The 22974-nt window shown below is 67.9% G+C and carries 20 protein-coding genes; 13 read left to right on the forward strand and 7 right to left on the reverse strand.

Features of this window, described 5'->3' with window-relative positions; translation table 11 throughout:
- Nucleotides 1–6 precede the first annotated feature (6 nt).
- The 6 genes from ACFVV0_RS17005 (at nt 7) to ACFVV0_RS17030 (ending at nt 7883) form a co-directional block, all read left to right on the forward strand.
- Nucleotides 7–1686 (forward strand): ABC transporter substrate-binding protein, encoded by a 1680-nt coding sequence (locus tag ACFVV0_RS17005; protein ID WP_387065693.1) that lies wholly within the window; start codon nt 7–9, stop codon nt 1684–1686.
- Nucleotides 1687–1776: 90 nt separating this feature from the next.
- A complete protein-coding gene (locus ACFVV0_RS17010; protein WP_387065695.1) occupies nt 1777–2601 on the forward strand; it encodes an ABC transporter ATP-binding protein in 825 nt (274 codons plus the stop codon).
- Nucleotides 2598–3407, forward strand: a complete 810-nt coding sequence (locus ACFVV0_RS17015; protein WP_387065698.1) for an ABC transporter ATP-binding protein — start codon at nt 2598–2600, stop codon at nt 3405–3407. Before ACFVV0_RS17010 ends, ACFVV0_RS17015 begins: the two co-directional genes overlap by 4 nt.
- 89 nt (nt 3408–3496) lie before the next feature.
- Nucleotides 3497–4519, forward strand: coding sequence for an ABC transporter permease (locus ACFVV0_RS17020; protein ID WP_387066356.1), 1023 nt, complete (start codon nt 3497–3499; stop codon nt 4517–4519).
- A gap of 68 nt (nt 4520–4587) precedes the next feature.
- Complete coding sequence (locus tag ACFVV0_RS17025) at nt 4588–5601, forward strand: ABC transporter permease (protein ID WP_387066358.1); 1014 nt, start codon at nt 4588–4590, stop codon at nt 5599–5601.
- Complete coding sequence (locus ACFVV0_RS17030) at nt 5598–7883, forward strand: glycoside hydrolase family 3 N-terminal domain-containing protein (RefSeq protein ID WP_387065700.1); 2286 nt, start codon at nt 5598–5600, stop codon at nt 7881–7883. The genes ACFVV0_RS17025 and ACFVV0_RS17030 overlap by 4 nt, the downstream gene beginning before the upstream one ends.
- A gap of 128 nt (nt 7884–8011) precedes the next feature.
- On the opposite strand, the gene ACFVV0_RS17035 is transcribed toward ACFVV0_RS17030, so the two are convergent.
- The 3 genes from ACFVV0_RS17035 to ACFVV0_RS17045 form a co-directional block, all read right to left on the reverse strand.
- Entirely contained in the window at nt 8012–8947 is a 936-nt protein-coding gene (locus ACFVV0_RS17035) for an alpha/beta hydrolase family protein (RefSeq protein WP_387065703.1), read from the reverse strand.
- The gene (locus ACFVV0_RS17040) at nt 8947–10131 is read right to left on the reverse strand and encodes an amidohydrolase (RefSeq protein ID WP_387065706.1); all 1185 of its coding nucleotides are present in this window, start codon (nt 10129–10131) and stop codon (nt 8947–8949) included. Before ACFVV0_RS17040 ends, ACFVV0_RS17035 begins: the two co-directional genes overlap by 1 nt.
- A gap of 80 nt (nt 10132–10211) precedes the next feature.
- Nucleotides 10212–10742 carry an AAA family ATPase gene (locus ACFVV0_RS17045; RefSeq protein WP_387065709.1) on the reverse strand — a complete coding sequence of 177 codons (531 nt, stop codon included), beginning with the start codon at nt 10740–10742 and terminating at the stop codon, nt 10212–10214.
- A 182-nt stretch (nt 10743–10924) separates the two neighbouring features.
- On the opposite strand from ACFVV0_RS17045, the gene ACFVV0_RS17050 reads away from it, so the two are divergent.
- Complete coding sequence (locus tag ACFVV0_RS17050) at nt 10925–12319, forward strand: pyridoxal phosphate-dependent decarboxylase family protein (RefSeq protein ID WP_387065712.1); 1395 nt, start codon at nt 10925–10927, stop codon at nt 12317–12319.
- 21 nt (nt 12320–12340) lie between these two features.
- On the opposite strand, the gene ACFVV0_RS17055 is transcribed toward ACFVV0_RS17050, so the two are convergent.
- Nucleotides 12341–13021 carry a GNAT family N-acetyltransferase gene (locus tag ACFVV0_RS17055; RefSeq protein WP_387065715.1) on the reverse strand — a complete coding sequence of 227 codons (681 nt, stop codon included), beginning with the start codon at nt 13019–13021 and terminating at the stop codon, nt 12341–12343.
- A 4-nt stretch (nt 13022–13025) separates the two neighbouring features.
- Nucleotides 13026–13622, reverse strand: a complete 597-nt coding sequence (locus tag ACFVV0_RS17060; protein ID WP_387065718.1) for a TetR/AcrR family transcriptional regulator — start codon at nt 13620–13622, stop codon at nt 13026–13028.
- Nucleotides 13623–13736: 114 nt separating this feature from the next.
- Here ACFVV0_RS17060 and ACFVV0_RS17065 point away from each other — a divergent pair, with 114 nt between their 5' ends.
- Entirely contained in the window at nt 13737–14459 is a 723-nt protein-coding gene (locus ACFVV0_RS17065) for an MBL fold metallo-hydrolase (RefSeq protein ID WP_387065721.1), read from the forward strand.
- A 233-nt stretch (nt 14460–14692) separates the two neighbouring features.
- Nucleotides 14693–16750 carry an acyltransferase family protein gene (locus tag ACFVV0_RS17070; RefSeq protein WP_387065724.1) on the forward strand — a complete coding sequence of 686 codons (2058 nt, stop codon included), beginning with the start codon at nt 14693–14695 and terminating at the stop codon, nt 16748–16750.
- Here the strand turns inward: ACFVV0_RS17070 and ACFVV0_RS17075 are convergent.
- Both ACFVV0_RS17075 and ACFVV0_RS17080 read right to left on the reverse strand, forming a co-directional pair.
- The gene (locus ACFVV0_RS17075; RefSeq protein ID WP_387065727.1) at nt 16747–18249 is read right to left on the reverse strand and encodes a DUF4127 family protein; all 1503 of its coding nucleotides are present in this window, start codon (nt 18247–18249) and stop codon (nt 16747–16749) included. The two genes, ACFVV0_RS17070 and ACFVV0_RS17075, sit on opposite strands and share 4 nt — an antisense overlap.
- Before the next feature lie 39 nt (nt 18250–18288).
- The gene (locus ACFVV0_RS17080) at nt 18289–19002 is read right to left on the reverse strand and encodes a GntR family transcriptional regulator (protein WP_387065730.1); all 714 of its coding nucleotides are present in this window, start codon (nt 19000–19002) and stop codon (nt 18289–18291) included.
- A gap of 172 nt (nt 19003–19174) precedes the next feature.
- Between ACFVV0_RS17080 and ACFVV0_RS17085 the strand changes: the two genes are divergently transcribed.
- The 4 genes from ACFVV0_RS17085 to ACFVV0_RS17100 are packed head-to-tail and all read left to right on the forward strand — an operon-like array spanning nt 19175 to nt 22972.
- Complete coding sequence (locus ACFVV0_RS17085) at nt 19175–20470, forward strand: ABC transporter substrate-binding protein (RefSeq protein ID WP_387065733.1); 1296 nt, start codon at nt 19175–19177, stop codon at nt 20468–20470.
- Nucleotides 20460–21383: a carbohydrate ABC transporter permease gene (locus ACFVV0_RS17090; protein ID WP_387065735.1), complete on the forward strand. Its 924-nt coding sequence runs from the start codon at nt 20460–20462 to the stop codon at nt 21381–21383. Before ACFVV0_RS17085 ends, ACFVV0_RS17090 begins: the two co-directional genes overlap by 11 nt.
- Entirely contained in the window at nt 21364–22278 is a 915-nt protein-coding gene (locus tag ACFVV0_RS17095) for a carbohydrate ABC transporter permease (RefSeq protein ID WP_387065739.1), read from the forward strand. The genes ACFVV0_RS17090 and ACFVV0_RS17095 overlap by 20 nt, the downstream gene beginning before the upstream one ends.
- Nucleotides 22259–22972 carry an N-acetylmannosamine-6-phosphate 2-epimerase gene (locus tag ACFVV0_RS17100; protein ID WP_387065742.1) on the forward strand — a complete coding sequence of 238 codons (714 nt, stop codon included), beginning with the start codon at nt 22259–22261 and terminating at the stop codon, nt 22970–22972. The genes ACFVV0_RS17095 and ACFVV0_RS17100 overlap by 20 nt, the downstream gene beginning before the upstream one ends.
- Nucleotides 22973–22974: the final 2 nt, after the last annotated feature.

The following is a 22974-nucleotide window of genomic DNA, read 5'->3' on the forward strand; positions in this document are numbered from 1 at the left end:
GAAGCAATGAGGCTTAGGAAAACGTTAATCACGGCGTCCGCGATCGTGGCCATCGGCGCACTCGCGCTCACCGGCTGCTCATCGAACGGATCGTCCGGGACGAGCAGTTCGAGCGGCGGCTCTCTCACCGTCGCGAAGCCGGACGGCGCGGCCGTCCTGGCGACCCAGATCAACAACCCGTTCATCACTACCGGTTCCGGTATGTCGCTCGGCTACGACCGCATGATCTACGAGCCCCTCGCGATCGTCAACCCGGTCGGCAAGAACGAGACGACCCCGTGGCTCGCCTCGAAGGTCGAATGGAACTCCGACTACACGCAGCTGACGGTCACACCGCGCGCGAACGTCAAGTGGAGCGACGGCAAGCCCTTCACCGCAGACGACATCGTGTTCACGTACAACCTGATCAAGAACACCCCGGCTCTCGACCTGGGCGGCCTCAAGCTGACCGAGGTCAAGAAGGACGGCGACAACGTCGTCCTGAACTTCAGCGAGTCGAAGTTCGTCAAGCAGGGTGACGTGCTGCAGGTCGCCATGGTTCCCGAGCACCAGTGGAAGGGCATCGCAGACCCGTCGAAGGACGCGGTCAAGGACGCGATCGGCACCGGCCCGTACACGATCAAGACCTTCTCATCGCAGGGCGTCGTGCTGAAGGCTCGCACCGACTACTGGGGCGGCAAGGCCCCCGTGGGCGAGCTGAAGTACCTCGAGTACAACGACAACACCGGCCTGCTCCGCGCTCTCCAGAGCGGTGAGACCGACTGGGCGCAGATCTTCATCACCGACTATCAGAAGAACTACGTCGACAAGGACCCGAAGCACAACGTGTTCTGGGGCGCCAACGTTCTGAGCCCCGACATGATCGTGGTCAACACGACGAAGGCTCCGTTCAACGACGTCGCGTTCCGCAAGGCCGTCAACATGGTCATCGACCGGAAGGCGCACGCCGAGAAGGCGCGCAGCAACGCCGGACCGGAACTGACGAATGTGACCGGCATCCCCCAGCCGACCGGTGACCAGTACATCGCCTCCGAGTACAAGGACCAGACCTTCAAGATCGACGTCGACGGCGCCAAGAAGGTTCTGACCGACGCGGGATACACCTGGAAGGACGGCGCTCTGATCGATCCGTCCGGCTCCCCGGTCTCCTTCACTCTTCAGGACCCGCAGGGCTGGAACGACTACGTCACCGGCATCCAGCTGGTCGCGACGCAGATCAAGAGCACGCTCGGCGCCGACGCGAAGGTCGCAACGCCCGACGCCGACACCTGGTTCGCCAACGTCGCCTCCGGCAGCTTCGATGCGGTCCTGCACTGGACCGGCTCCGGCTCGAACCCGTGGCACATCTACGACGATGTCATGAACAGCAGCTACATCGATCAGGCCGCCGACGGCAAGGTCTCGGACAACTTCGGACGCTACAACAACCCGGAGGCGACCGCGCTGCTCAAGGAGTACGCACAGGCCTCCGAGGACAGCGACCGGACCGCTGCGCTGAACAAGCTGCAGAAGATCTTCGTGGAGGACGTCCCGGCGATCCCGATCGGTACCCACCCGCAGCTGGCCGAGTACAACACCCGCAAGTTCACGGGATGGCCCAGCGAGAGCAACCAGTACGCGACGGCTGACCCGACGCAGCCCTCGGCGGTCCAGGTGATCATGAACCTGAAGCCGGCGAGCAAGTAAGTAAGCAACCTACGCGTTCGGGGTGGATGCGGGCTTCTGTGCCCGTGTCCACCCCGGACGGTCCGCGGTCAGCGTGAAAGCGACATCCCCATGACAGACTCCCTTCTCTCTGTGCGCGACTTCTCGGTCGTGTACGACGTGGATCCGCCGGTCGAGGCGGTCAAGAACGTCACCATCGACATCAAGCGCGGCGAAATCGTCGGCCTCGCCGGCGAGAGCGGGTGCGGCAAGACGACGCTCGCCTACGGAGTGCAGCGCCTCCTCAAGCCTCCGGCCGTCATCAGCAGTGGCAGCGTCGTCTTCCACGACGAAAGCGGCGACGACATCGACATCAACTCCCTCGACGCGGAGGAGATGCGTCGGTTCCGCTGGAACAAGGTCTCCATGGTGTTCCAGGGAGCCATGAACGCTCTCAACCCGGTGGCCACCATCGGCTCGCAGCTCGAGGACGTGTTCCTGGTCCACCGCCCGGGGATGAGCCGGGCGAAGCGTCGCGCTGAGGTGATCGAACTCCTGGAGATCGTGAAGGTGGGCGCTCAGCGCCGGCGTTCCTTCCCCCATGAGCTCTCCGGCGGTATGCGCCAGCGGGTCATGATCGCCATGGCCCTTGCGCTTCGCCCGCAACTGATGATCATGGACGAGCCGACGACCGCCCTCGACGTGCTCGTGCAGCGCGAGATCCTGAAGCAGATCTCCCAGCTCCGCCACGACTTCGGCTTCTCCGTCGTCTTCATCACCCACGACCTCCCGCTGCTCCTGGAGATCAGCGACCGCATCGCGATCATGCGCGAAGGCGAGATCGTCGAGCTGGCCGAAGCGGACCAGATCTGGACGAACCCCCAGCACGCGTACACGCGCAAGCTGCTCCAGTCGTTTCCACGCCTCACCGGCGAGAGAGGGGTTGTCGTACGATGACCACGCTCGAGTTCAAAAACGTCACCAAGATCTACAACGTGCGCGGTGCAGGGCAGCTCAAGGCCCTGGACGACGTGAGCTTCACGCTCGGCCCTCGGCAGACCATCGGACTGGTCGGACAGTCGGGCAGCGGCAAGTCGACGATCGCGAAGATCCTCACGCAGCTCGAGACCCCCACCAGCGGGGAGGTGCTGCTGGACGGCACCCCGATCCCGCGGTCCGGTAAGCGGTTGCGGAAGTATCGTCAGCAGCTCCGGATGGTCTTCCAGGACCCGTTCGCCTCGCTGAACCCCTCGCACTCGATCCGCCACCACATCGAGCGGCCGCTGCGGCTGGACAATGTGGTTCCGCGCAAGGAGGTCGATGACGAGGTGCGGCGACTGCTGCAGCGCGTGCGGCTGGACGCGGATGCCGTGATCGACCGGCGTCCGCACGAGCTCTCCGGTGGTCAGCGTCAGCGGGTGGCCATCGCTCGCGCGCTGGCATCGCGTCCAGCGCTGCTGGTCGCCGACGAGCCGGTGTCGATGCTCGACGTATCGATCCGCCTCGGGGTGCTGAACCTTCTCGCCGAGCTGCAGAGCCAAGAAGGGCTCGGCGTCCTCTACATCACGCACGACCTGGCGACTGCGCGGCATTTCAGCGACGAGATCATCGTGCTCAATCAGGGCAGGATCGTCGAACACGGACCGGCGGACGATGTCATCCTCCGTCCGCAGGACCCGTACACCCGCGAGCTTCGCGGTGCGTCCCCCGACCCCGAGAAGCACTTCGGTGCGATGGCACTGACTCCAGGAGGTGCACTGTGAGCGCCGAAACTGCAACGAACACGGACCAGGAGCCGGCGGACGCCGCGTCCATGGTCGCGAACTCCGTCGATCCGACGCTGGTCGGGACGATGGCCAGCAGGACCGAGCGCCGCGGCAGGCGCATCCCCTGGCGTTTCATCAGCGGACGCGTGGCCTTCTATGCCTTCACCCTGTGGGCGGCGATCACGATCAACTTCTTCTTGCCCCGCATGATGAAGGGCGATGCCGTCTCGTCGTACATGGCGCGAAGCCAGGGCCAGCTGACCCCGGATGCCGAGAAGGCGCTCCGGATCATGTTCGGCCTGGACACGTCGGTGCCCCTGTGGCAGCAGTACGTCAACTACTGGGACATGCTCTTCCACGGCAACCTGGGCGTCTCCATCTCCACGGGCATGGCGCCGGTGGGCGACGCGATCGCCTCCGCCCTGCCGTGGACGCTCGGGCTCGTCGGGTTCGCCACCGTGATCTCGTTCCTCGTCGGCACGAGCCTGGGTGCAGTGATCGGGTGGAAGCGCGGCGGACGTCTCGACGTGTTCGTCCCGGTCACGACATTCCTCGGCACCGTGCCGTACTTCTGGGTCGGCTTGATCCTGATCGCGGTGTTCTCGACGACGCTCGGCTGGTTCCCCGCCGGGCACGCCTACGAACTGGGCGTCGAACCCGGCTGGAACGCGGACTTCATCGGCCAGGTGATCTCGCACGGAGCGCTCCCGATGATCACCATCGTGATCGTCTCGGTCGGCGGCTGGGTGCTCGGCATGCGCAACATGATGCTCACCGTGCTCGACGAGGATTACATCACCGTCGCGCAGGCCAAGGGCATGCCGGATCGTCGCGTGCTCTGGCGCTACGCCGCCCGCAACGCGGTGCTCCCGCAGATTCAGAGCTTCGCCCTCGCCATCGGCTTCATCGTCAGCGGCACGATCGTGATGGAGATGGTGTTCTCCTACCCCGGAATCGGCTTGCTGCTGCTCAACGCCACCAGCGCGAAGGACTACGCGCTGATGCAGGGCATCTTCCTCGTCCTGGTCCTTGCTGTGCTGGTGGCGAACATCCTCGCGGACATCGCCTACGCCATCCTCGACCCCCGCACCCGTCAGACGGAGGCCTGATCGTGACAACCCCCGCCCAGGAATCGCAGACGCTCGCGCAGCCGATCGGCGTCGGCGCTCCAGAGACCATGGCCGTCGCGGCCGCCGGCCGCCAGCGCCCCACGAAGACGACCTTCTGGTCGCAGCTGAAAGCCTCGCTCGCGATGTTCAGCAACCCCAAGTCGGCGGCCGGCCTGATCATCATGGGCGTCTTCGTGCTCGTCGCGATCTTCGCCCCCTGGATCGCCCCGTACGACCCCAACGCGCAGCACCTGGACCAGACCCTCCAGCCGCCCTCGTTCCAGCACCTCCTGGGCACGACCCACATCGGCCAGGATGTCTTCAGCCAGCTCGTCTACGGAACGCGAGGCGTCCTCGTCGTCGGGTTCCTGGCGACGTTCATGGCCACGGTGGTCGCGATCATCATCGGAGTGACCGCCGGCTACCTGCGTGGCTGGAAGAGCGAATCGCTGTCGGCCGTCTCGAACGTGTTCCTCGTCATCCCGGGACTGCCGCTGATGATCATCGTCGCCTCGCAGTTCGAGGATCCGCCGCTGTGGCTCATCGCCGCCGTGCTCGGTCTGACCGGCTGGGCCTGGGGCGCGCGCGTCCTGCGCGCACAGACCATGTCGCTGCGCAACCGTGACTTCATCCAGGCCGCGCGGGCGAACGGTGAACCGTTGCACCGCATCATCCTGGTGGAGATGCTTCCGAACCTCTTGGCGATCATCGCGTCGAGTTTCGTCGGCACCATGACGGCCGCGGTCCTGGGTCTCACGACGCTCGCGTTCATCGGTGTCATCCCGGTGTCGAATCTGAACTGGGGAACCATCCTGTTCTGGGCGCAGCAGAACAACGCGTTCCCGGACTACTGGTGGTGGTACGTTCCCGCCGGCCTGTGCATCGCACTGCTCGGTGTGGCACTGTCGCTGATCAACTTCGGCATCGACGAATACGTCAACCCGCGTCTGCGCTCGGCCGGCGAGCGGGCCCGGGCGATGAAGCGCAAGGGCATCAACATCAACACCGCCGTCACCCAGGTGCGCGCGGATCCCATCGCGGCCCCTCCGGCCGGACACGAACTGGAAAGCAAGACCGAATGACCTCGACTCTGCCATCAGCATCCCCGGTTCTCGCGTCCGGAAGCCTTCCGTACCAGGACCCGTCGCTGACGACAGCGGAACGCGTCGCTGATCTCCTCGGACGTATGAGCGTGGAGGAGAAGGTCGGGCAGATGCTGCAGCTCGACGCGCGCGACGACCTGCGCGACCATGTCCTGCGACGCAACGTCGGCTCCATCCTGCACACGTCCCCGGAGCGGATCCTGGAGGCGAATCGGCTCACGGCCGAGACCCGGCTGCGGATCCCCCTCCTCGTCGGTGAGGACTGCATCCACGGCCACTCGTTCTGGCCGGGCGCAACGATCTACCCCACCCAGCTCGGGATGGCCGCGTCGTGGGATGCGGACCTGATCGCGCGGGTCGCCCGCGCCACCGCAGAAGAGGTCGCGGTGACCGGTGTGCACTGGACCTTCTCGCCCGTGTTGTGCATCGCCCGGGACCTCCGCTGGGGACGGATCAGCGAGACGTTCGGCGAGGATCCCTTCCTCATCGGCGAGCTTGCGAGCGCCATGGTGCGCGGCTATCAGGGAAACGGGCTCGACGATCCGACGGCGATCCTCGCGACGGCGAAGCATTTCGCCGGGTACTCGGAGACGCAGGGCGGCCGCGACGCGAGCGAGGCCGACATCTCCAGACGCAAGCTCCGAAGCTGGTTCCTGCCGCCGTTCGAGCGGGTGGCGCGCGAAGGATGTCGCACCTTCATGCTCGGCTACCAGAGCACCGACGGTGTGCCGATCACAGTGAACGACTGGCTGCTCAACGAGGTGCTGCGCGGGGAGTGGGGGTTCACCGGAACGCTCATCACCGACTGGGACAACGTCGGCCGCATGGTCTGGGAGCAGAAGATCCAGCCCGACTATGCGCACGCCGCCGCCGCCGCGGTGAAGGCCGGCAACGACATGGTCATGACCACGCCGATGTTCTATGAGGGAGCACTCGAGGCGGTCGCGCAGGGGATGCTCGCCGAGGACGCCTTCGACGCCGCCGTTGCCCGGATCCTGACGCTGAAATTCGACCTCGGACTGTTCGAGGATCCCCGCCTCCCTGCGGCTGATCTCGACGCCGTGGTCGGCAACGCGGCGCATGCGGAGCTGAACCTGGAGATCGCGCGGCGTTCGATCGTGCTGCTGGAGAACGACGGGACGCTGCCGCTCGAGTCTGCGCCCCTCCGTGTCGCGCTCGTCGGCCCGCTCGCCGACGATGCGCAGAGCCAGCTCGGCGACTGGGCAGGAGGATCCGGCCAGGCCGGATGGCTGGACGGCCAGCCGCGCGAGATGATCACCACCGTGCTCGACGGTCTGCGGGGGATCGACGGCTGGAGCGTTCTGCACGCCCGGGGCGCGGACATCCTCACGCTTGAAGACGACCCGAGCGGCAAGACGTTCCCCGACGGGCAACCGCGACCCGACGTGGTCGTGCCGTGCGCCCCGGATCCCGCCCTGATCGACGAAGCCGTCGCCGCCGCCGAGGCGTCCGACGTGGTGGTCGCTGTGGTCGGCGACCGGATCGAGCTCGTCGGCGAGGGCCGCTCCACCGCGACACTCGAGCTGATCGGCGGGCAGATCGCGTTGCTCGACGCGATGATCGCGACGGGGAAGCCCATCGTCGTGGTGCTCCTCGCCTCGAAGCCGCTCGTGCTGCCGCCGTCGGTTGCGAATGCCGCCGCCGTCATCTGGGCAGCGAATCCGGGCATGCTGGGTGGTCAGGCGATCGCTGAGATCCTCGCCGGTCGCATCGAACCCTCCGGTCGCCTGCCGATCTCCTTCGCCCGGCACGTCGGCCAGCAGCCGACGTACTACAACCAGATCCGTGGGCAGCACGGCGACCGGTACGCCGACCTCACCCAGGAGCCTGCGTGGGGGTTCGGCGAGGGACTGTCGTACACGACCGTGGAGTACTCCGACCTGACTATCGTGCGAACCGAGCTCAGTGCTCAGGAGGACATCGTCGCCGAGGTCAGCGTGAGCAACACCGGCGGACGTCCGGTCCGTGAGACGGTCCAGGTGTATGTGCGCGACACGGTCACGAGCGTCAGCTGGACGGACAAGGAGCTGAAGGCCTACCGCCAGGTCGATCTGGAACCGGGCGAAACGACTCGGGTGCGCTTCGAGCTCCCCGTGCGCGACTGCTCGATCGTGGACGCCACGGGAACCCGCCGAGTGGAGGCCGGAGGGTTCGAACTGCTCGTCGGTCCCTCCTCCCGTGATGCGACATTACTCACGAGAGGGTTCGAGATCGTCGCGGAGGCCCCCGTGCGTCCCTGAGCCGGGATGCGCGACCCGATCGCGCATCCCCTTGAGCGCCATGTGCGTGGCGCGGCCGTGCCCTCCCCGACCCCGGGGAGGGCACGGGTGTCTCCGGCGATCGCCCGGATCGCTGCCCATCGGGACCGCTACGACGGGAGGCGCTCCGCGACGAATGCGGTGAGGGACTCCAGGTATCCGGGCGCGAAGGTGTCCGTTCCCGGCACCTGGATGCGGTGGTCGCCCTCCGCGATCACGCGCAGCGAGAGCAGTCCGGGCGGCACGAGCGCGCGGAAGCGTTCGGCGCTCACGTCGACCGGGACCGCCGCGTCCAGGGCACCGAACAGGGCGAGCAGCGGAACCCGGAGCCGCTGCAACGACTCGGCCGGGTCGTAGTCGATGATCGTGGCGGCGAATGCCCACAGGTCCTCGCTGTCGGGAACGAAGGCTCCGGCGTCGGCGAGGTCTTCGAAGGCGCGGCGGCGCGAGGGGTCGCGCATCCACGCCTCGGCCTCGGCGAACGGGACGCCGTCGGAGAGCATCAGCATGAACTCGTCGAACGTGGCCGCGGCCGCCGTCTCCCGCTCGGCCACGAGCTCGAGCCGGTCCAGATGGGTGCGGGTCGAGTACGACTCCTGGTCGCGCGGGGTGACGCCCGGTCCGGAGTTGGTGATGACGAAGTCGGCGCCCGTGCGCTCGGCCGCCGCCAGCGCGACCCAGCCTCCCTGACTGTGCCCGAACAGACCGAAACGGGGAACGGGCGCCTCCCCCACCACGAAAAGTGCGTCGAGCGCCGCCGCGGCCCCGACAGCGAGGTCGGCCGCCTGCGTCTCGATGTCCGCCGTCAGCCAGGAGCCGCCCGACCCTCCGACGCCGCGCTTGTCGAAGGTGCAGACGGCCACTCCGAGCTGCAGGACGGCTTCGCGGATGGGCGGGAAGAGAACGTCGTTGTCCCGGTCGGACGCGCCCGAGCCGGGATGCATGGCGAGCAGCGCGGGCGGCGTGACCGGCGCATCCGGAGCCCAGAGCGACCCGGCCAGGACGACCCCGTCGGCCGCGATGGCCCGCAGCTCGCGCACGCTCATCAGCCGAGCCACTCCCGGGCTGCGCTGACCAGGGCTGCGACGCCGCGGTCGATCGTCGGATCGATCACGGGCGCGAAGAACGGGGAGTGGTTCGACGGGATGTCGGTCTCGACGGTTCCGGCGCTCGCCGCGGCGAGGTAGGTCTGCGCGTCGGCTCCTCCGAGGATCCAGTAGACCAGGGGAGCGCCCGCCGCGGTCGCGAGCAGCCCGACGTCCTCGCTGCCGCTCACCTGGCCGGGGTCCAGCACCGACGCCTCGCCGAACGCCTTCCGGAACACGGCGCTCGTGCGCTCGGTCGCCGCGGGCTCGTTGACGGTCACTGGGAACGACTCCGCGTACTCGATCAGAGGCTCCGGTGCACCGGATGCCGCCGATTCGGCCCGCGCGATCCGTTCGACGGCCGCGATCACGCGCGTGCGCACGTCCTCGTTGTAGGCCCGGATGCTCAATCCGAGCTCTGCGTGGTTCGGGATGATGTTGTTCTTCGTCCCCGCGACCAGCCGTCCGACCGTCACGACCGCGGTGTCCCGCGGTGCGATCTCACGGGCGACGATCGTCTGCAGCCGGAGCACGATCGACGCCGCGAGCACGACGGGGTCGATCGTCGTCTCGGGACGGGAACCGTGGCCCCCGCGGCCGTACACGGTGATATCGATGCTGTCCGCGCTGGCGAACGCCGGGCCGGGGTGGGCGCCGAGAGCGCCTGCGGGAGCCGGGCCGACGTGCTGGCCGAGCACCACATCCGGCACCGGGATGCGCTCGTAGAGCCCGTCGTCGAGCATCGACTGCGCGCCGCCGCCGACCTCCTCGGCCGGCTGGAACAGTGCGATCAGCGTGCCGCGCCACTCCCCGCGTTCGGCGCTCAGCTGTTCCGCCGCGCCGATCAGGCCGGCGACGTGCACGTCGTGGCCGCAGGCGTGCATCACCCCGACGTTGACGCTCGCGTAGTCGAGGCCGGTGTCCTCGAGCACCGGCAGCGCATCCATGTCGGCACGTAGCAGCACGGTCGGGCCCTCGCCGTTGCGCAGCACGCCGACCACACCGGTGCGTCCGATGCCGGTGAGCACCTCGAATCCGGCGCCCTCGAGGTGGCGCGCGGCGATGGCGGCCGTCCGCGTCTCCTCGAACGAGAGTTCCGGGTTCTGGTGCAGGTCGCGGTACACCGCGTGAAGATCAGTCGTCATGACCTCATCCTGCCGTGCGGCGCCGCCGAGAGGAAAAAGACACGGGTGAACATACGCTGAAGACGCTCAACCCTCGTCCCTCATCCCGCGTCCTTCACCGTTCTGAGGATGCGCTCGGCGACGAGCGCGGGCGAATCAGCGGTGGTGTCGAACGTGGCGACCGAGAAGCGAGCGGCGTCGATGATGCCGTCGAGCTCGGCGAAGCGGTTCAGGTGCCATGCAAGTCCGTCGGGGTCGTTCTCGTGGCGTCGACGGAGCCGGCGCTCGGCCTCGGCGGGCTCGAGGGTCAGCCGCACGACGGTGAGCGACACGGATGCGCCCAGCGCCTCGCGGTAGCGCTCGACCATCGCCGTCTCCTCCAGCACCCCAGCCAGCACGAGCATCCGAGCGCCGGCGGCGATGTAGTTCGCGGCCACCGAGCGCAGGTTGGCGAGCTCGATCGTGGTGTTGAACCGGTCCCCTGGCGGTGACGGCCAGCCGCGCCGGAGCTCGTCGAGGTCGATGACCGCGTGCGGGATGCGCTCGGCCCTGAGAGCGGCGCCGAGCGCGTCGGCGACGGTCGACTTGCCGACGCCGACGGTCCCGTTCAGAAAGACGGCCGTCGTGGTCATTCCGCTACTCAACCACAGCCCCCTTATTGGTGCGGCCGCCCGACTCCTCAAGTAGTAACAGCCGAGTCCACGAACTTTCCGTGGACTCGGCCGTTTTCAGGCGATTTTGTGAGGACTCGCGAGTGGATGCGCTCTGGGGAGTGTGAGAGTCTTGGCCGGGCTGAAGAGAGGGAGGCGCGACAATGCGCGCAGACGAAGAGCAGGCGGCGGGCGCGACCCGGATGCACGAGGTGTCCGACGAGACGATCAACCTCGTCGACCTGGTGCTGGAGTATTCGCGGCAGCGCATCCTCAGCACCGACACCCCGCTCGACGGCCCGCTGCCGGAGGCCGAGCTCGCGCGGCTGGCGGGCGAGACGATCGTCGAAGACGGAATCGGCGCGCACCGCGCACTCACCCTCTTCGCCGACGTGCTGGCTCCGGCCTGCATCACCACCGACCACCCGCAGTACCTCTCGTTCATCCCGACAGCGCCGACCAAGGCAGCGACCGCCTTCGATCTGGTCGTCTCCGCGAGCGCCGTGTACGGCGGGTCGTGGCTCGAGGGCTCGGGCGCTGTCTTCGCCGAGAACCAGGTCCTCTCCTGGCTGGCGGGCGAGTTCGGGCTGCCGTCGACGGCCGGCGGGGTCTTCGTGCAGGGCGGCACCCTCGGCAACCTCTCCGCCCTCGTCGCCGCCCGCGATCACGCCCGTGCCGAACTCGAAACGGTCGGCGCCGTGCAGCCCGCCCGCTGGCGCGTGGTCTGCAGCGCCGAAGCGCACTCGTCGATCGCCTCCGCGGCGCGGGTGATGGACATCGAGGTCGTCCCGGTCGTCCCCTCGGAGGGCGGGATGCTCACCGGCGAGAACGTGCGCCCCGCGTTGGAGGAGCACGGCGACTCCGTGTTCGCCGTCGTGGCCACGGCCGGATCGACCAACTTCGGGATCGTCGACGACGTCGCATCCATCGCCGCCCTCAAGGAGGAGTTCGGTTTCTGGCTGCACGTCGACGGCGCCTACGGGCTGGCCGGCATGCTCTCGCCGCTCGTTCGGCACCGCTTCGCCGGGGTGGAGCACGCCGACTCCGTCATCGTCGACCCGCACAAGTGGTTGTTCGCACCGTTCGACGCCTGCGCCCTGATCTACCGTGATCCGGAGGCCGGCCGACGGGCTCACACCCAGCACGCCGAGTACCTCGACACCCTCACCGAGACCGCGGAGTGGAGTCCGTCCGACTACGCCGCGCACCTCACCCGTCGCGCACGCGGGCTGCCGCTCTGGTTCTCGCTCGCGACCTACGGTGCCGCCGCGTACCGGGATGCGGTGACCGCGTCGCTCCGACTCACGCAGGACATCGCCCGCGAGATCGAGTCGCGCGCGGGGTTCCGCCTGGTGCGGGAGCCCCAGCTCTCCGTCGTGGTCTTCGAGCGCGATGGCTGGTCGCGGGCGGACTACGCCGACTGGTCTGCGCGGCTGCTCGCCGAGCAGCGGGCGTTCGTCACGCCGAGCTCGCACGCCGGACGACCGAACACGCGGTTCGCCATCCTGAACCCCATGACGACGTTCGAGCAGCTCGTGGGAATCCTCGACACGATGTAGCCGAACTCGGCCGGTTCGGCGTCAGAGGCGTTCGAGCACCAGGATGCTCGTGTCGCTGCGGCGCTCGAACCCGAGCTTCTCGTACACCGAGACCGCCCGCTCGTTCGCGCGTTCCACGTGGAGGAACGGGCGCTCGCCGCGTTCCAAAATGTCCTCGATCACGGCGGCCATCACCCGGGCGGCATAGCCCCGTCCGCGGAAATCGGGATCGGTGCAGACCGCGCTGACCTCGCACCAGCCGTCGGGACGCATCCGCTGACCCGCCATCGCTGCGAGCTGCCCGCCGACGCGCACGCCCCGGTAGCCGCCGAACTCGATCGTGCGCGGCAGGAACGGCCCCGGCTTCGTGCGCTCGACGAGATCGGTCATCTCGGCGACATCGGCGTCGCCCAGCTCGACGAGCGGAGTATCGGGCGTCACGGGGGCGCGGTCTGCGGTGTAGACGAGCTGGAGGGCGTCGTAGGCTCCGACCGTGCGCCAGCCCTCGCGCGGTGCGGGCGTCCCGGGCGCGTAGACGCCGACGACCTCACCCGGCCCGACGAGCTGCGCGAGGTGCGTCCACGCCCGCGGGTCCGCCGGGTCGGCGACCGCGGCGAACGGGGAGACGTCGGCGCGGTACCGCTTGGCATGGTCGTCGCCGACCGCGAACGCAGCGTGAGCACCGGTCAGCGCATTCCACGCGGTGTTGTCGAGAACGTGCATCCCTTCAGCGTGCCACAGGTTCCGGATGCGATTTGCTCGCCGCCTGCAGGCCGTCCGCGAGCAGGTCGACACCGAAGTCGAAGGCCCGCTCGACGTCGCCGCCGAGGCGGAAGCGCCCGCCCAGCTCGAGGAAGATGAACCCGGTCGCCCAGGCGGTGACGGTGCGCGCGGCCTCGAGGGCGTCGTCCGGACCGACCAGCGCCGCCGCGACGTCGAGCACCGGCTTGCTGGCGAACGCCAGCAGGGCTTCGGACGGGTTGGCGATCTCGCGCGGCTGGGAGAAGACCAGCCCGTACGAGTCCGGACGGTCGCGGGCGAACGAGCGGAATGCCCTGGCGACGGCGCGCAGATTCTCGCGCGGGTCGGAGCCGGGAAGCCCGGCGGCAGCCTCGAGCTGCTCCGTCAGGTCGTGCAACGTCTGCTCGGCGATGAGCGCGATGAGATGATCTCGGCTGCGCACTCGCTTGTAGAGGGACGGCGCGCGCACGCCCACCCGCTCGGCGACGGCCTGCATGGTGAGACGGTCGAGGCCGCCCGCTTCGAGGATCGCGGTGCCGGCGGCGACGATCTCGGTGAGGGAGGTGCGGTCCGGTGTCGGCATGGTGGCCTTTCCCTGCTCTCGACGATCTGGCTATTGACGTTAGCCATCATAGCTATGTATCGTAGCCATCATACCTCGAACATCCGGTTCCCGGCCCTCGATTCGAAAGACGTCATGATGCAACTCGCACCCTCACTCCACCGCATCGGCTCCGACCTCGTCGCCGCCTACCTCGTCGAAGACGAGAGCGGTATCACCGTCATCGACGCCGGTCTCGCCGGCAACTGGCACGACCTGCTCGCCGAGCTGAAGGCGATGGGCCGCAGTGTCGACGACATCCGTGGCGTCATCCTGACCCATGGCGACTCCGACCACGTCGGATTCGCTGAGCGCCTGCGCCGCGACCACGGTGTGCCGATCTACGTGCACGAAGCGGATGCGGCACGCGCCCGCGGCGAGGAGAAGACGTCTCCCGCGTGGGGCCACATGAAGCTGGGAGCGACCCTCCGCTTTCTCGGCTACTCCACCCGCAAGGGAGGACTGCGCACGACCTATCTGAAGGAAGTGGTCCCCGTTCACGACGGCCAGGTCCTCGACCTCCCCGGCTCGCCGCGGGTCATCTCGATGCCCGGCCACTCGCCGGGGAGCATCGCCGTCTCGGTTCCTGCCGTCGATGCGGTGTTCGTGGGCGATGCCCTGACCACTCGGCACGTGCTGACCGGAGAGCGTGGGCCGCAGCCCGCGCCGTTCACCGACGAGCCCGACGAGGCGCTCGCGTCGCTCGACCACCTCAACGAGGTCGTGCAGGCGAAGTGGGTGCTCCCCGGGCACGGCATGCCGTGGGACGCCGGAGTCGCTGCGGCCGTCAGTGGTGTGCGGGCCGCGGCTCACCGGTAGCGCCGAACGGCCCACGGCGCTCGACCTCGACCTGGTGGTGCTCGAGCGACCCAGCAACTGGTCATCCTGACGAGCAGCTCTCGTTAACATTCTGTAAACAACCGTGTTCGCCCCCGAATGGGGGTGGTCGGTGTGGCAGAGTTTGAAGTACTCGAACGTCGCCCGCCGCTTACCCATGTGGCACACCTCGAGCCCGGCCCCCCGAGGCCGAGCTCTGTTATCTGGGAGAAGCATTGAGCACGATCACGAGCACCAGCACGCCCGCGGGCGCAAGCGCCGGAACCGGCGAGCGCACGAGCACATCGCGCGGCTTCCGGCCCGACATCCAGGGACTGCGAGCGATCGCGGTGCTCCTGGTGCTGGTGTACCACGCCGGCGTCGTCTTCGTCCCCGGCGGGTACATCGGCGTCGACGTCTTCTTCGTCGTGTCGGGCTTCCTGATCACCGGGCACCTGCTCAGCCAGCTCGAGCGCAGGTCGAAGATCAGTTTCGCCGACTTCTACGCCCGCCGGGTGCGGCGCATCCTGCCGGCCTCGATGGTCGTGCTCGGGTTGACCGTGGTCGCGTCGCTCTTCTGGGTCGCGCCGCTGCAGCGCGAGACGGTGCTGCAGGATGCGCTGGCGACGGCCCTCTACGTTCCGAACTACTGGTTCGCGGTGGAGGGCACGAACTACCTCGCCACGACGACGCCGTCGATGTTCCAGCACTACTGGTCGCTCGGCATCGAGGAGCAGTTCTACCTGTTCTGGCCGGCGATCCTCGCGGTCGGATTCCTCCTGGCGCGCCGGTCGCGGCGCGGGTTGTTCGTGCTGATGATCGTGCTCGTGGTCGCCTCGTTCGCGTTCAGTGTGTGGCTGCTGGGGCAGTCGCAGCCGTGGGCGTTCTTCTCGCTGCCGTCTCGGGCCTGGGAGCTCGGAGTGGGCGGTCTTCTGGCCTTCCTGCTCACCAAGGGCGCGCGCTGGGTGCGGGGCCCGTTCGTCGCCATCCTCGGATGGGCCGGTCTCGCCGGCCTCCTCGTGCTCGCCGCCGTCTACAACGACACCACGGTGTTCCCCGGGGTTAACGCGCTGCTGCCCGTGCTCGCCGCGGCGGCGCTCATCGCGGGCTGTACCGCGCGGCACGCGTGGAGCCCCGCCCGGCTACTCAGCCTCCGGCCCATGCTCTGGCTCGGGATGATCTCGTACTCGCTCTACCTGGTGCACTGGCCGATGCTGCAGCTGGCACAGGCTGCGCTCGGGCTGAACGAGCCGCTGCATCCCGAGGTCAAGCTGGCGATCGCGTTCGCCGCGATCCCGGTCGCCCACTTCCTGTACGTGACCGTGGAGAACCCGGCACGCACGGCCGACTTCTGGGCGAATGCGCGGCCGCGCCGTTCGCTGCTGATCGGTCTCGTCGCATCCGTCGCCGTGCTGGCTCTGAGTGCCTGCTCTCTGGTGCTGACGAGCAACACGTCGCTGAGCACGAACAAGGCGGCCGCACCGTCGAGCGGCGCGGGTCTGCTGCCCAAGGGCACCGCGTACGTGCCGTCGAACCTCAAACCGACGCTGCAGGGGGCGGCCGACGACAACCCGGCGATCTACGCCAACGGCTGCCACCGCGATTTCGGGTCGACGGATCCGAGCGGATGCCTGGTCGGCACGAACCAGGCCGCTCCCGTCGTCGCACTGTTCGGCGACTCGCACGCGGCCCAGTGGTATCCCGCGCTCGCCGCGATGGCCGATGCGGGCCAGATCAGGCTCGACGTGAACACCAAGAGCTCGTGCCCGTCGGTCACCCTCTCGGTGCTCCGCGACGATGCGCCGTACACGGAATGCACGACGTGGCGAGCCGGCGTCATCAAGCGGCTCACCGCTCAGCCTCCGGCGCTCGTGGTGCTCGCCAACTACGGTCGAGCCGACCTCGGCGCCGACAACACCCGCTTCGCCTCCGCGTGGAGCAAGGGACTGCAGACCACCATTCGTGCGCTCTCGCCGTCCAAGGTCGCGGTGTTCTCCGACACGCCCGACATGGGGACGCCGCCCTCGGTCTGCCTCTCGTCGCACCTCAAGGATGCGGCCGCGTGTGCGCGGCCGGCCGTCGAGGCGATCAACAAGGAGGTGCGCACGGTGGAGCAGGCCGCGAAGGGTGCGACCTACGTCGACTTCGTCGGCTACTTCTGCGATACGACCTGCCCGGCCGTGATCGGCAGCACGCTCGTCTACCGCGACTCGCACCACATGACGGCGACGTTCAGCGCGGGACTGAGCAAGGTGGTCGACGCGCAGGTGACGAAGCTGCTTCCCGCGAGCTAGGCGGGTTCGAGAACCAGGCCGATCTCGAAGCTCCTCGCCCACGGCAGCTCGACGTCCACGACACTCCAGGGCGCGCTCGGAGCGGTGACGCCGTCGAGATAGCTCTGCAGTTCGCGCCGGATGCGGGCGACGGCCGAGCGCTGAGCGTCCGGTGCGACCGGTCCGATGCTGCCGCCGAACTCGTCGGTGTGCATCGCCAGCCGCGTGCCGCTCTGGTATGCCCGGTCGTCCAGGATGCGCATGAGCAATGCGCGCCGGGCCTCCGTCTCGTCGAGGGTCCCGAGTCGGCGACCGGCCCAGCCGGCGGCCGCGTGGGCGACCGCTGCGCCGATCGTGTTGCCGGCGGTGTTCCAGCCCCCGTACGACCACAGGCGCAAGAGCAGACCCTCCTCGGCCAGCCGGTCGACGAGGTCGGGGTCGCCGCCGTTGCTGAAGCGCACGTCTGCCAGGGCGACTCCGGCACCGGAGTCCAGTGCGGCACGCACCGCGGCCACCGTGCGTTCGGTGGCGGCCGGATCGGAATCGGGGCGGCTGCCGAAGAAGTCTCCGCGTGCCGGGTCGGGGGCGTGCGCCACGACGACGAGATCGGGCGTCTCGCCCGCTTCCGCCACCCGTCCGCCCGATGCCACGATCTGACGGGTCAGGCTGTCGAGCAGTGGGGCGTTCTCGAAGTTGGGAACGCGGTCGAGGCCGTCGGGTTCGCCGCACACGATGGCCCAACGGGGCGAGCCGGCGACGGCTGCGATCGCGCGCGCGACGAGCACGGCGCCCACCTCATCGGCGCCCGGGTACATCAGCACGGAGCGACCGCTCGGCAGCGCACGCGTCCAGTGCCGCAGCCAGACCTGCTCGGCCGAGCCCGCCGAGTACGGCGCCGTGTCGTCCGCTGTGAGCGCCAGCGTCTCGATGACTCCCTCTTCGTGCAGTCCCAGACTGGCGAGGTTGATCATGTGATTGCGCAGCCGCCGCCGCTCGAAGTCGCTGCGCACCTCGCTCGGGATGCTCGACTCCACGGCGGAGGCGGCGCGCTCGCCGGCGGTCACCTCCGTCTCGAGCATCCGGTGCAGCTCGCCCCCGAGTGCGTGCAACTCGCGACCGTAGTCCTTCCAGTACGGCGGCTCCTCGACGTTCGAGTACGAGTTGCTGGCCCGCATGATGAGCGACGCGGCGGTGACCACGAGCGCGGGGGATGCCGCGGTCAGCTCCCGCAGGAGGTCGAGGCGCCGCAGCGCGGTGACGACCGAGTCGTCGGTGATCCGCGCGGGAATGATGCCGCCGTGCACGAGGGTGTCGACGCACACGACGAGATGGGAGGTGGCCGGGTCGTCGACGACATCCCGTAGCCACGCGTGCAGCGCGCCGATGTCCGCCGGCCGGCGGAAGGCCGGCATGGCCTCGGCGGGCGGGAGCACGAGCTCGACGCCGGCGATGGCGGCCACCTGACGGGGGATGTCGACGTTCACCGGGCGTTCGTCGAGCGGGACGAGTGCAATGCGCATGGTCGCTTTCCTATGGAGTGGGGCCGGAGCTGGAACCGCTCAGCGGGAGCGGTGGATCTGCAGTTCGTAGTGGTACCGGTCGCCGCGATAGGTCGACTCCGCGTACTCGACCGCTCGGTCCTTCGCGTCGAAGCTGGTGCGGGTGACGTAGAACGCAGGCGAGAACGGCGGCGCATGCAGGATCGCCGCCTCTTCGGGCTCGAGAACGCTGGCGTGGATGCTCTGCTCCGCCCATTCGATGCGCATCCCGTAGTCGGTCTCGAGGATGCGGTAGAGGGAATCGCTGCCGACGTTGTCGATCAGGCCGGGGAAGAGCTCCGGATTCAGGTAGGAGTCCTCGAGCGCCATCGGTTCGCCGTCGGCGGTGCGGGCGCGCCGGATGTGGAAGAGCTCGTGCGCGGGACTCAGGCGCAGCTTGGCGCCGAGTTTCGCACCCGCCGGGATGGTCTCGCTGACGAGGATCGACGAGCCGGGTTCGAGCCCTCGCGCGCGCATGTCCTCGCTGAACGAGGTCAGCTCGACGGACTTGGCGATGCGCGGGGCGGCGACGAACGTCCCGGCGCCCTGCACGCGATAGACGAGCCCGTCGTGCTCCAGCCGGTCGAGCGCGCGGCGCACCGTGAGCCTGCTCACGTCGAACTCGGTCGCCAGCTCGCGTTCGGGTGGCAGCTTGGAGTGGGGCTCGAGCCCCTGATCGATCACCTCGACCAGGTGCTGCCGCAGCCGCTCCGACTTGGTGTGCTGTTCCGCCATTCCGTGCAGCATCCCTTCGATGAATTGGTGAAGCCCATTTTAGGGATGATCGACCTGTTTTACGCAAGTGCTGGCGAGTTTTAGGAATTTGGTTGACATCGTTTGACAAAATGGAGTACACCAATTGACAAGCAACCTCCATTCCCGAAACCCACACACCCAAAGGACACCCATGAAAACCAGCAGCACCAGACGGCGGCTCGGCCTGCGCGTCACCGCGCTGACGAGCGTCGCGGTCGCCGCGATCGCCCTGACCGGATGCTCGGGCGCGGCGAGCTCAGGACCGACCACGATCACCTTCTCCTACCTCTGGGGTGGCGAGGAAGCAAAGGCGCTTGAAAAGGTGATCGCCGACTTCAACAAGAGCCAGAGCGAGATCAAGGTCGTCGGTGTCTCGAGCCCCGACGCACAGAAGCAGCTCACCTCGATGTCGTCGAGCAACGGCAGCTTCGACATCTCGGACAACTTCGGCAACACGGTCGGCTCGTGGGCGTCGAAGGGGATCCTCGCTCCCCTCGACGAGTACCTGAAGGCCGACAAGGTCGATCTGGGCGACTTCGCCCCGGCATCGATGGAGCAGATGAAGTTCGACGGCAAGACCTACGCGCTGCCGATCGCCGTGCACACCCAGCAGCTCATGTACAACAAGGATCTGCTGGCCGCGGCGGGCGTCGAGCCGCCGACGACGATGGATGAACTGGCCACGGCGATCCAGAAGCTCACCGTGACCGACGCCAGCGGCGCGATCACCCAGATCGGCCTCGGCAACCCGTCGACCTCCACACTGCTGACCACCCTCGGCTACGCGTTCGGCGGCACCTGGGACGGCAAGGACGGCAAGACCCCGTCTCCCACCGACGCCAAGAACATCGAAGCCCTCGACTGGTACACCTCGACGCTCACCGACAAGTTCGGTGCCGACAAGATCGCTTCGTTCACCAGCGGGCTCGGACAGTACATGTCGGCGCAGGACCCGTTCTACACGGGCAAGGAGGCCATGGTCATCGACGGCGAATGGCAGGCGGTGAACATCCCGAAGGTCGCGCCCAACCTCAACTGGGGGGTCATCGACATCCCGGCGGCGAGCGAGGAGCTGGCAGGCACCACCCAGGTGTCGACGAGCACGCTGTTCATCCCGAGCAACTCCAAGCACAAGGCCGAGGCGGCGAAGTTCCTCGCGTACATCGTCGGAGACAAGCCGATGACCGACTTCACATTGGCGCTCGGCAACCTGCCGTCGAAGACGTCGCTGCTCACCGACTCGGCGTACAGCAGCATCCCGAACTTCGACTCCTGGCTGAAAGTGCTGGCCGGCGAGAACGCCAAGGCGTTGGCGAGCCAGCCGTACAGCGCCGAGTACGCGACCGATCTCGGCACCGCCTTCGACGATGTGGTGCGCGGCGTCGCCACCCCGGAAGCGGCCATGAAGTCCGTGGCGGACAAGGCCAAGTCGTACGATGCAGGCTAAGACCGCCAACCGCGTGGCGCGGCGCCAGACCCTCCTGGGTCTGGCGTTCGCGTCGCCGTTCATCGTGGGAGCCGCGGTGTTCATCGTCTGGCCGGTGATCGCATCCGCGGCCTACAGCTTCACGAACTTCAACCTGTTCCAGGCGCCGGCCTGGGTGGGCCTCGACAACTACGCCCACATGATGCAGGACACGACGTTCTGGAAGTCGCTGTGGAACACGCTGTTCCTCACGGTGTTCGGTGTGCCGCTGACCATCCTCATCTCGATCGCGGGCGCGCACTTCCTCAACCTCCCCGTGCGCGGCCAGCCCCTCTACCGGGCGCTGGTCTACCTGCCGACGATCGTGCCCGTCGTGGTCGGCGGCTACCTCTGGCGCTGGCTGCTGAACACGCAGTACGGCTTCGTCAACTACTTCCTCGGGCTGCTGCATCTGCCTCAGCCGGAATGGCTCGAACAGCCCGACTGGGGCAAGCCGGCCATCCTGCTCATGTGCCTCTGGACCATCGGCGGAACGATGATCATCTACCTCGCCGCGATCAAAGAGGTTCCGGCCGAGCAGTACGAGGCCGCCGAACTCGACGGCGCCGGGTGGTTCCAGCGCTTCCGCTTCATCACCTGGCCGACGGTCTCGCCCGTCACGCTCTTCCAGGTGATCGTGACGGTGATCGCGTACCTGCAGATCTTCACCCAGCCGTACCTGCTCACTCAGACCCGGCTCAACGAGGCGAGCGGCGGCCCGGGGCAATCGATGATCAGCTACGCGATGTACCTCTATCAGAATGCGTTCGTCTTCCTGAAGATGGGGTACGCCTCGGCGATGGCGTGGGTGCTGTTCCTGATCACCCTCGTCATCACGCTCCTCCTCCTCTGGTCGTCGAAGAAATGGGTTCACTATGGTTCTGGACGCGACTGAGACCCGCCGGCGCACGGACGTCGACCGCACCGCAACCGCGACCCGCCGGGATGCGCCGCAACCGCGACGCCGACGTGGCCGGCCCGGGCGCTCGACCGGTCGGTACGTGCTCGTCTGGGTGCTGACCCTCGCCTTCGTCTTCCCGTTCCTCGCGATGCTGAGCACGGCGTTCAAGTTGCCGAACGACATCTTCAGCGCGCCGCCGTCGCTGTGGCCGAAAGAGTGGACGCTCGCCAATTTCGCGGCGGTCTTCGAGCAGATCCCGTTCTGGCAGTACCTGGGGAACACCATCGTGATCGCGGGGCTCTCGGTTCTCGGGATGCTCATCGCCTCCCCGCTCGTGGCGTACTCGCTCTCCAAGATCGGCTGGCGAGGTCAACGGCCGTTGCTGATCATCGTCATGGCGACGATGATGCTGCCGCCGCAGGTGACGATGATCCCGCTGTTCCTGCTCTGGAACGGGCTCGGGGCCACCAACAGCATCATCCCGCTCGTGGCCCCGGCCTTCTTCGGAACACCGTTCCTCATCTTCATGATCAGGCAGTTCCTCATGTCGGTTCCCAACGAGCTCCTGCAGGCGGCGCGCATCGACGGAGCGTCCGAGTTCCGCATCTACTGGTCGATCGTGCTGCCGCAGGCGCGGCCGGCGCTGATCACGGCGACGATCTTCCAGTTCGTCTGGGCGTGGACCGACTTCCTGAATCCGCTCATCTATCTCAACGACCAGTCGAAGTACACGCTCTCGATCGGGCTGTACTCCTTCTTCGGCGAGCACAACGTCGAGTGGGGGCCGCTGATGGCCGCATCCGTTCTCTTCACCATTCCCGCGCTTGCACTGTTCGTGGTGTTCCAGCGCTATTTCGTAGGGGGTATCAGTGCTGGCGCACTCAAGTAGCGAAGAGCAGACCGAGGGAGCCCTCGGGTCGTTGCTGGACACCCTGCGCGGAGGCTTGATCGTCTCGTGCCAGGCGTCGACGGGATCGCCCATGCGCGACACCCCGACGATCGCACGGCTGGCCGCGAGCGCTCTGCAGGGCGGCGCCGTCGCCCTGCGGGTCAACGCTCCGGCCGACATCGCGGCGGTGCGGGAGTTCACGCAGGTGCCGATCATCGGCCTGCACAAGCAGCAGGGGGAGCGGCGTAGCGTGATCACCGTGACCGACGATCAGGTTCTCGGCCTCGTCGCGGCCGGCGCCGACATCGTCGCCGTGGATGCGACCAGCGAGGTCTTCGACGACATCCCTGCCCGCCTTCACCGCGCCCGTGACGCGACGCGCGCCCCGCTCATGGCCGACGTCTCGACGTTCGACGAAGGGATGCAGTCGTGGGAGGCCGGTGCGACGTTCGTCGGCACGACCCTGTCGGGCTACACGCCGTATTCGCCCAGCGGTCCCGCCCCGGATGTCCGACTCGTCGCCGACCTCGCAGCTCGCGGTGTGCGCGTTCTGGCCGAGGGCCGGTACGCCGCACCCGACGATGTCGCCCGGGCCTTCGACGCCGGGGCCTTCGCGGTCGTCGTCGGCGGTGCGATCACCGACCCCGTCGCGATCACACGCCGGTTCGTCGCGGCCTCGCTCCGACGTCGATGACG

Origin of the sequence: Leifsonia sp. NPDC058230 (genome assembly GCF_042882245.1) — a bacterium.
GTDB lineage: Bacteria > Actinomycetota > Actinomycetes > Actinomycetales > Microbacteriaceae > Leifsonia.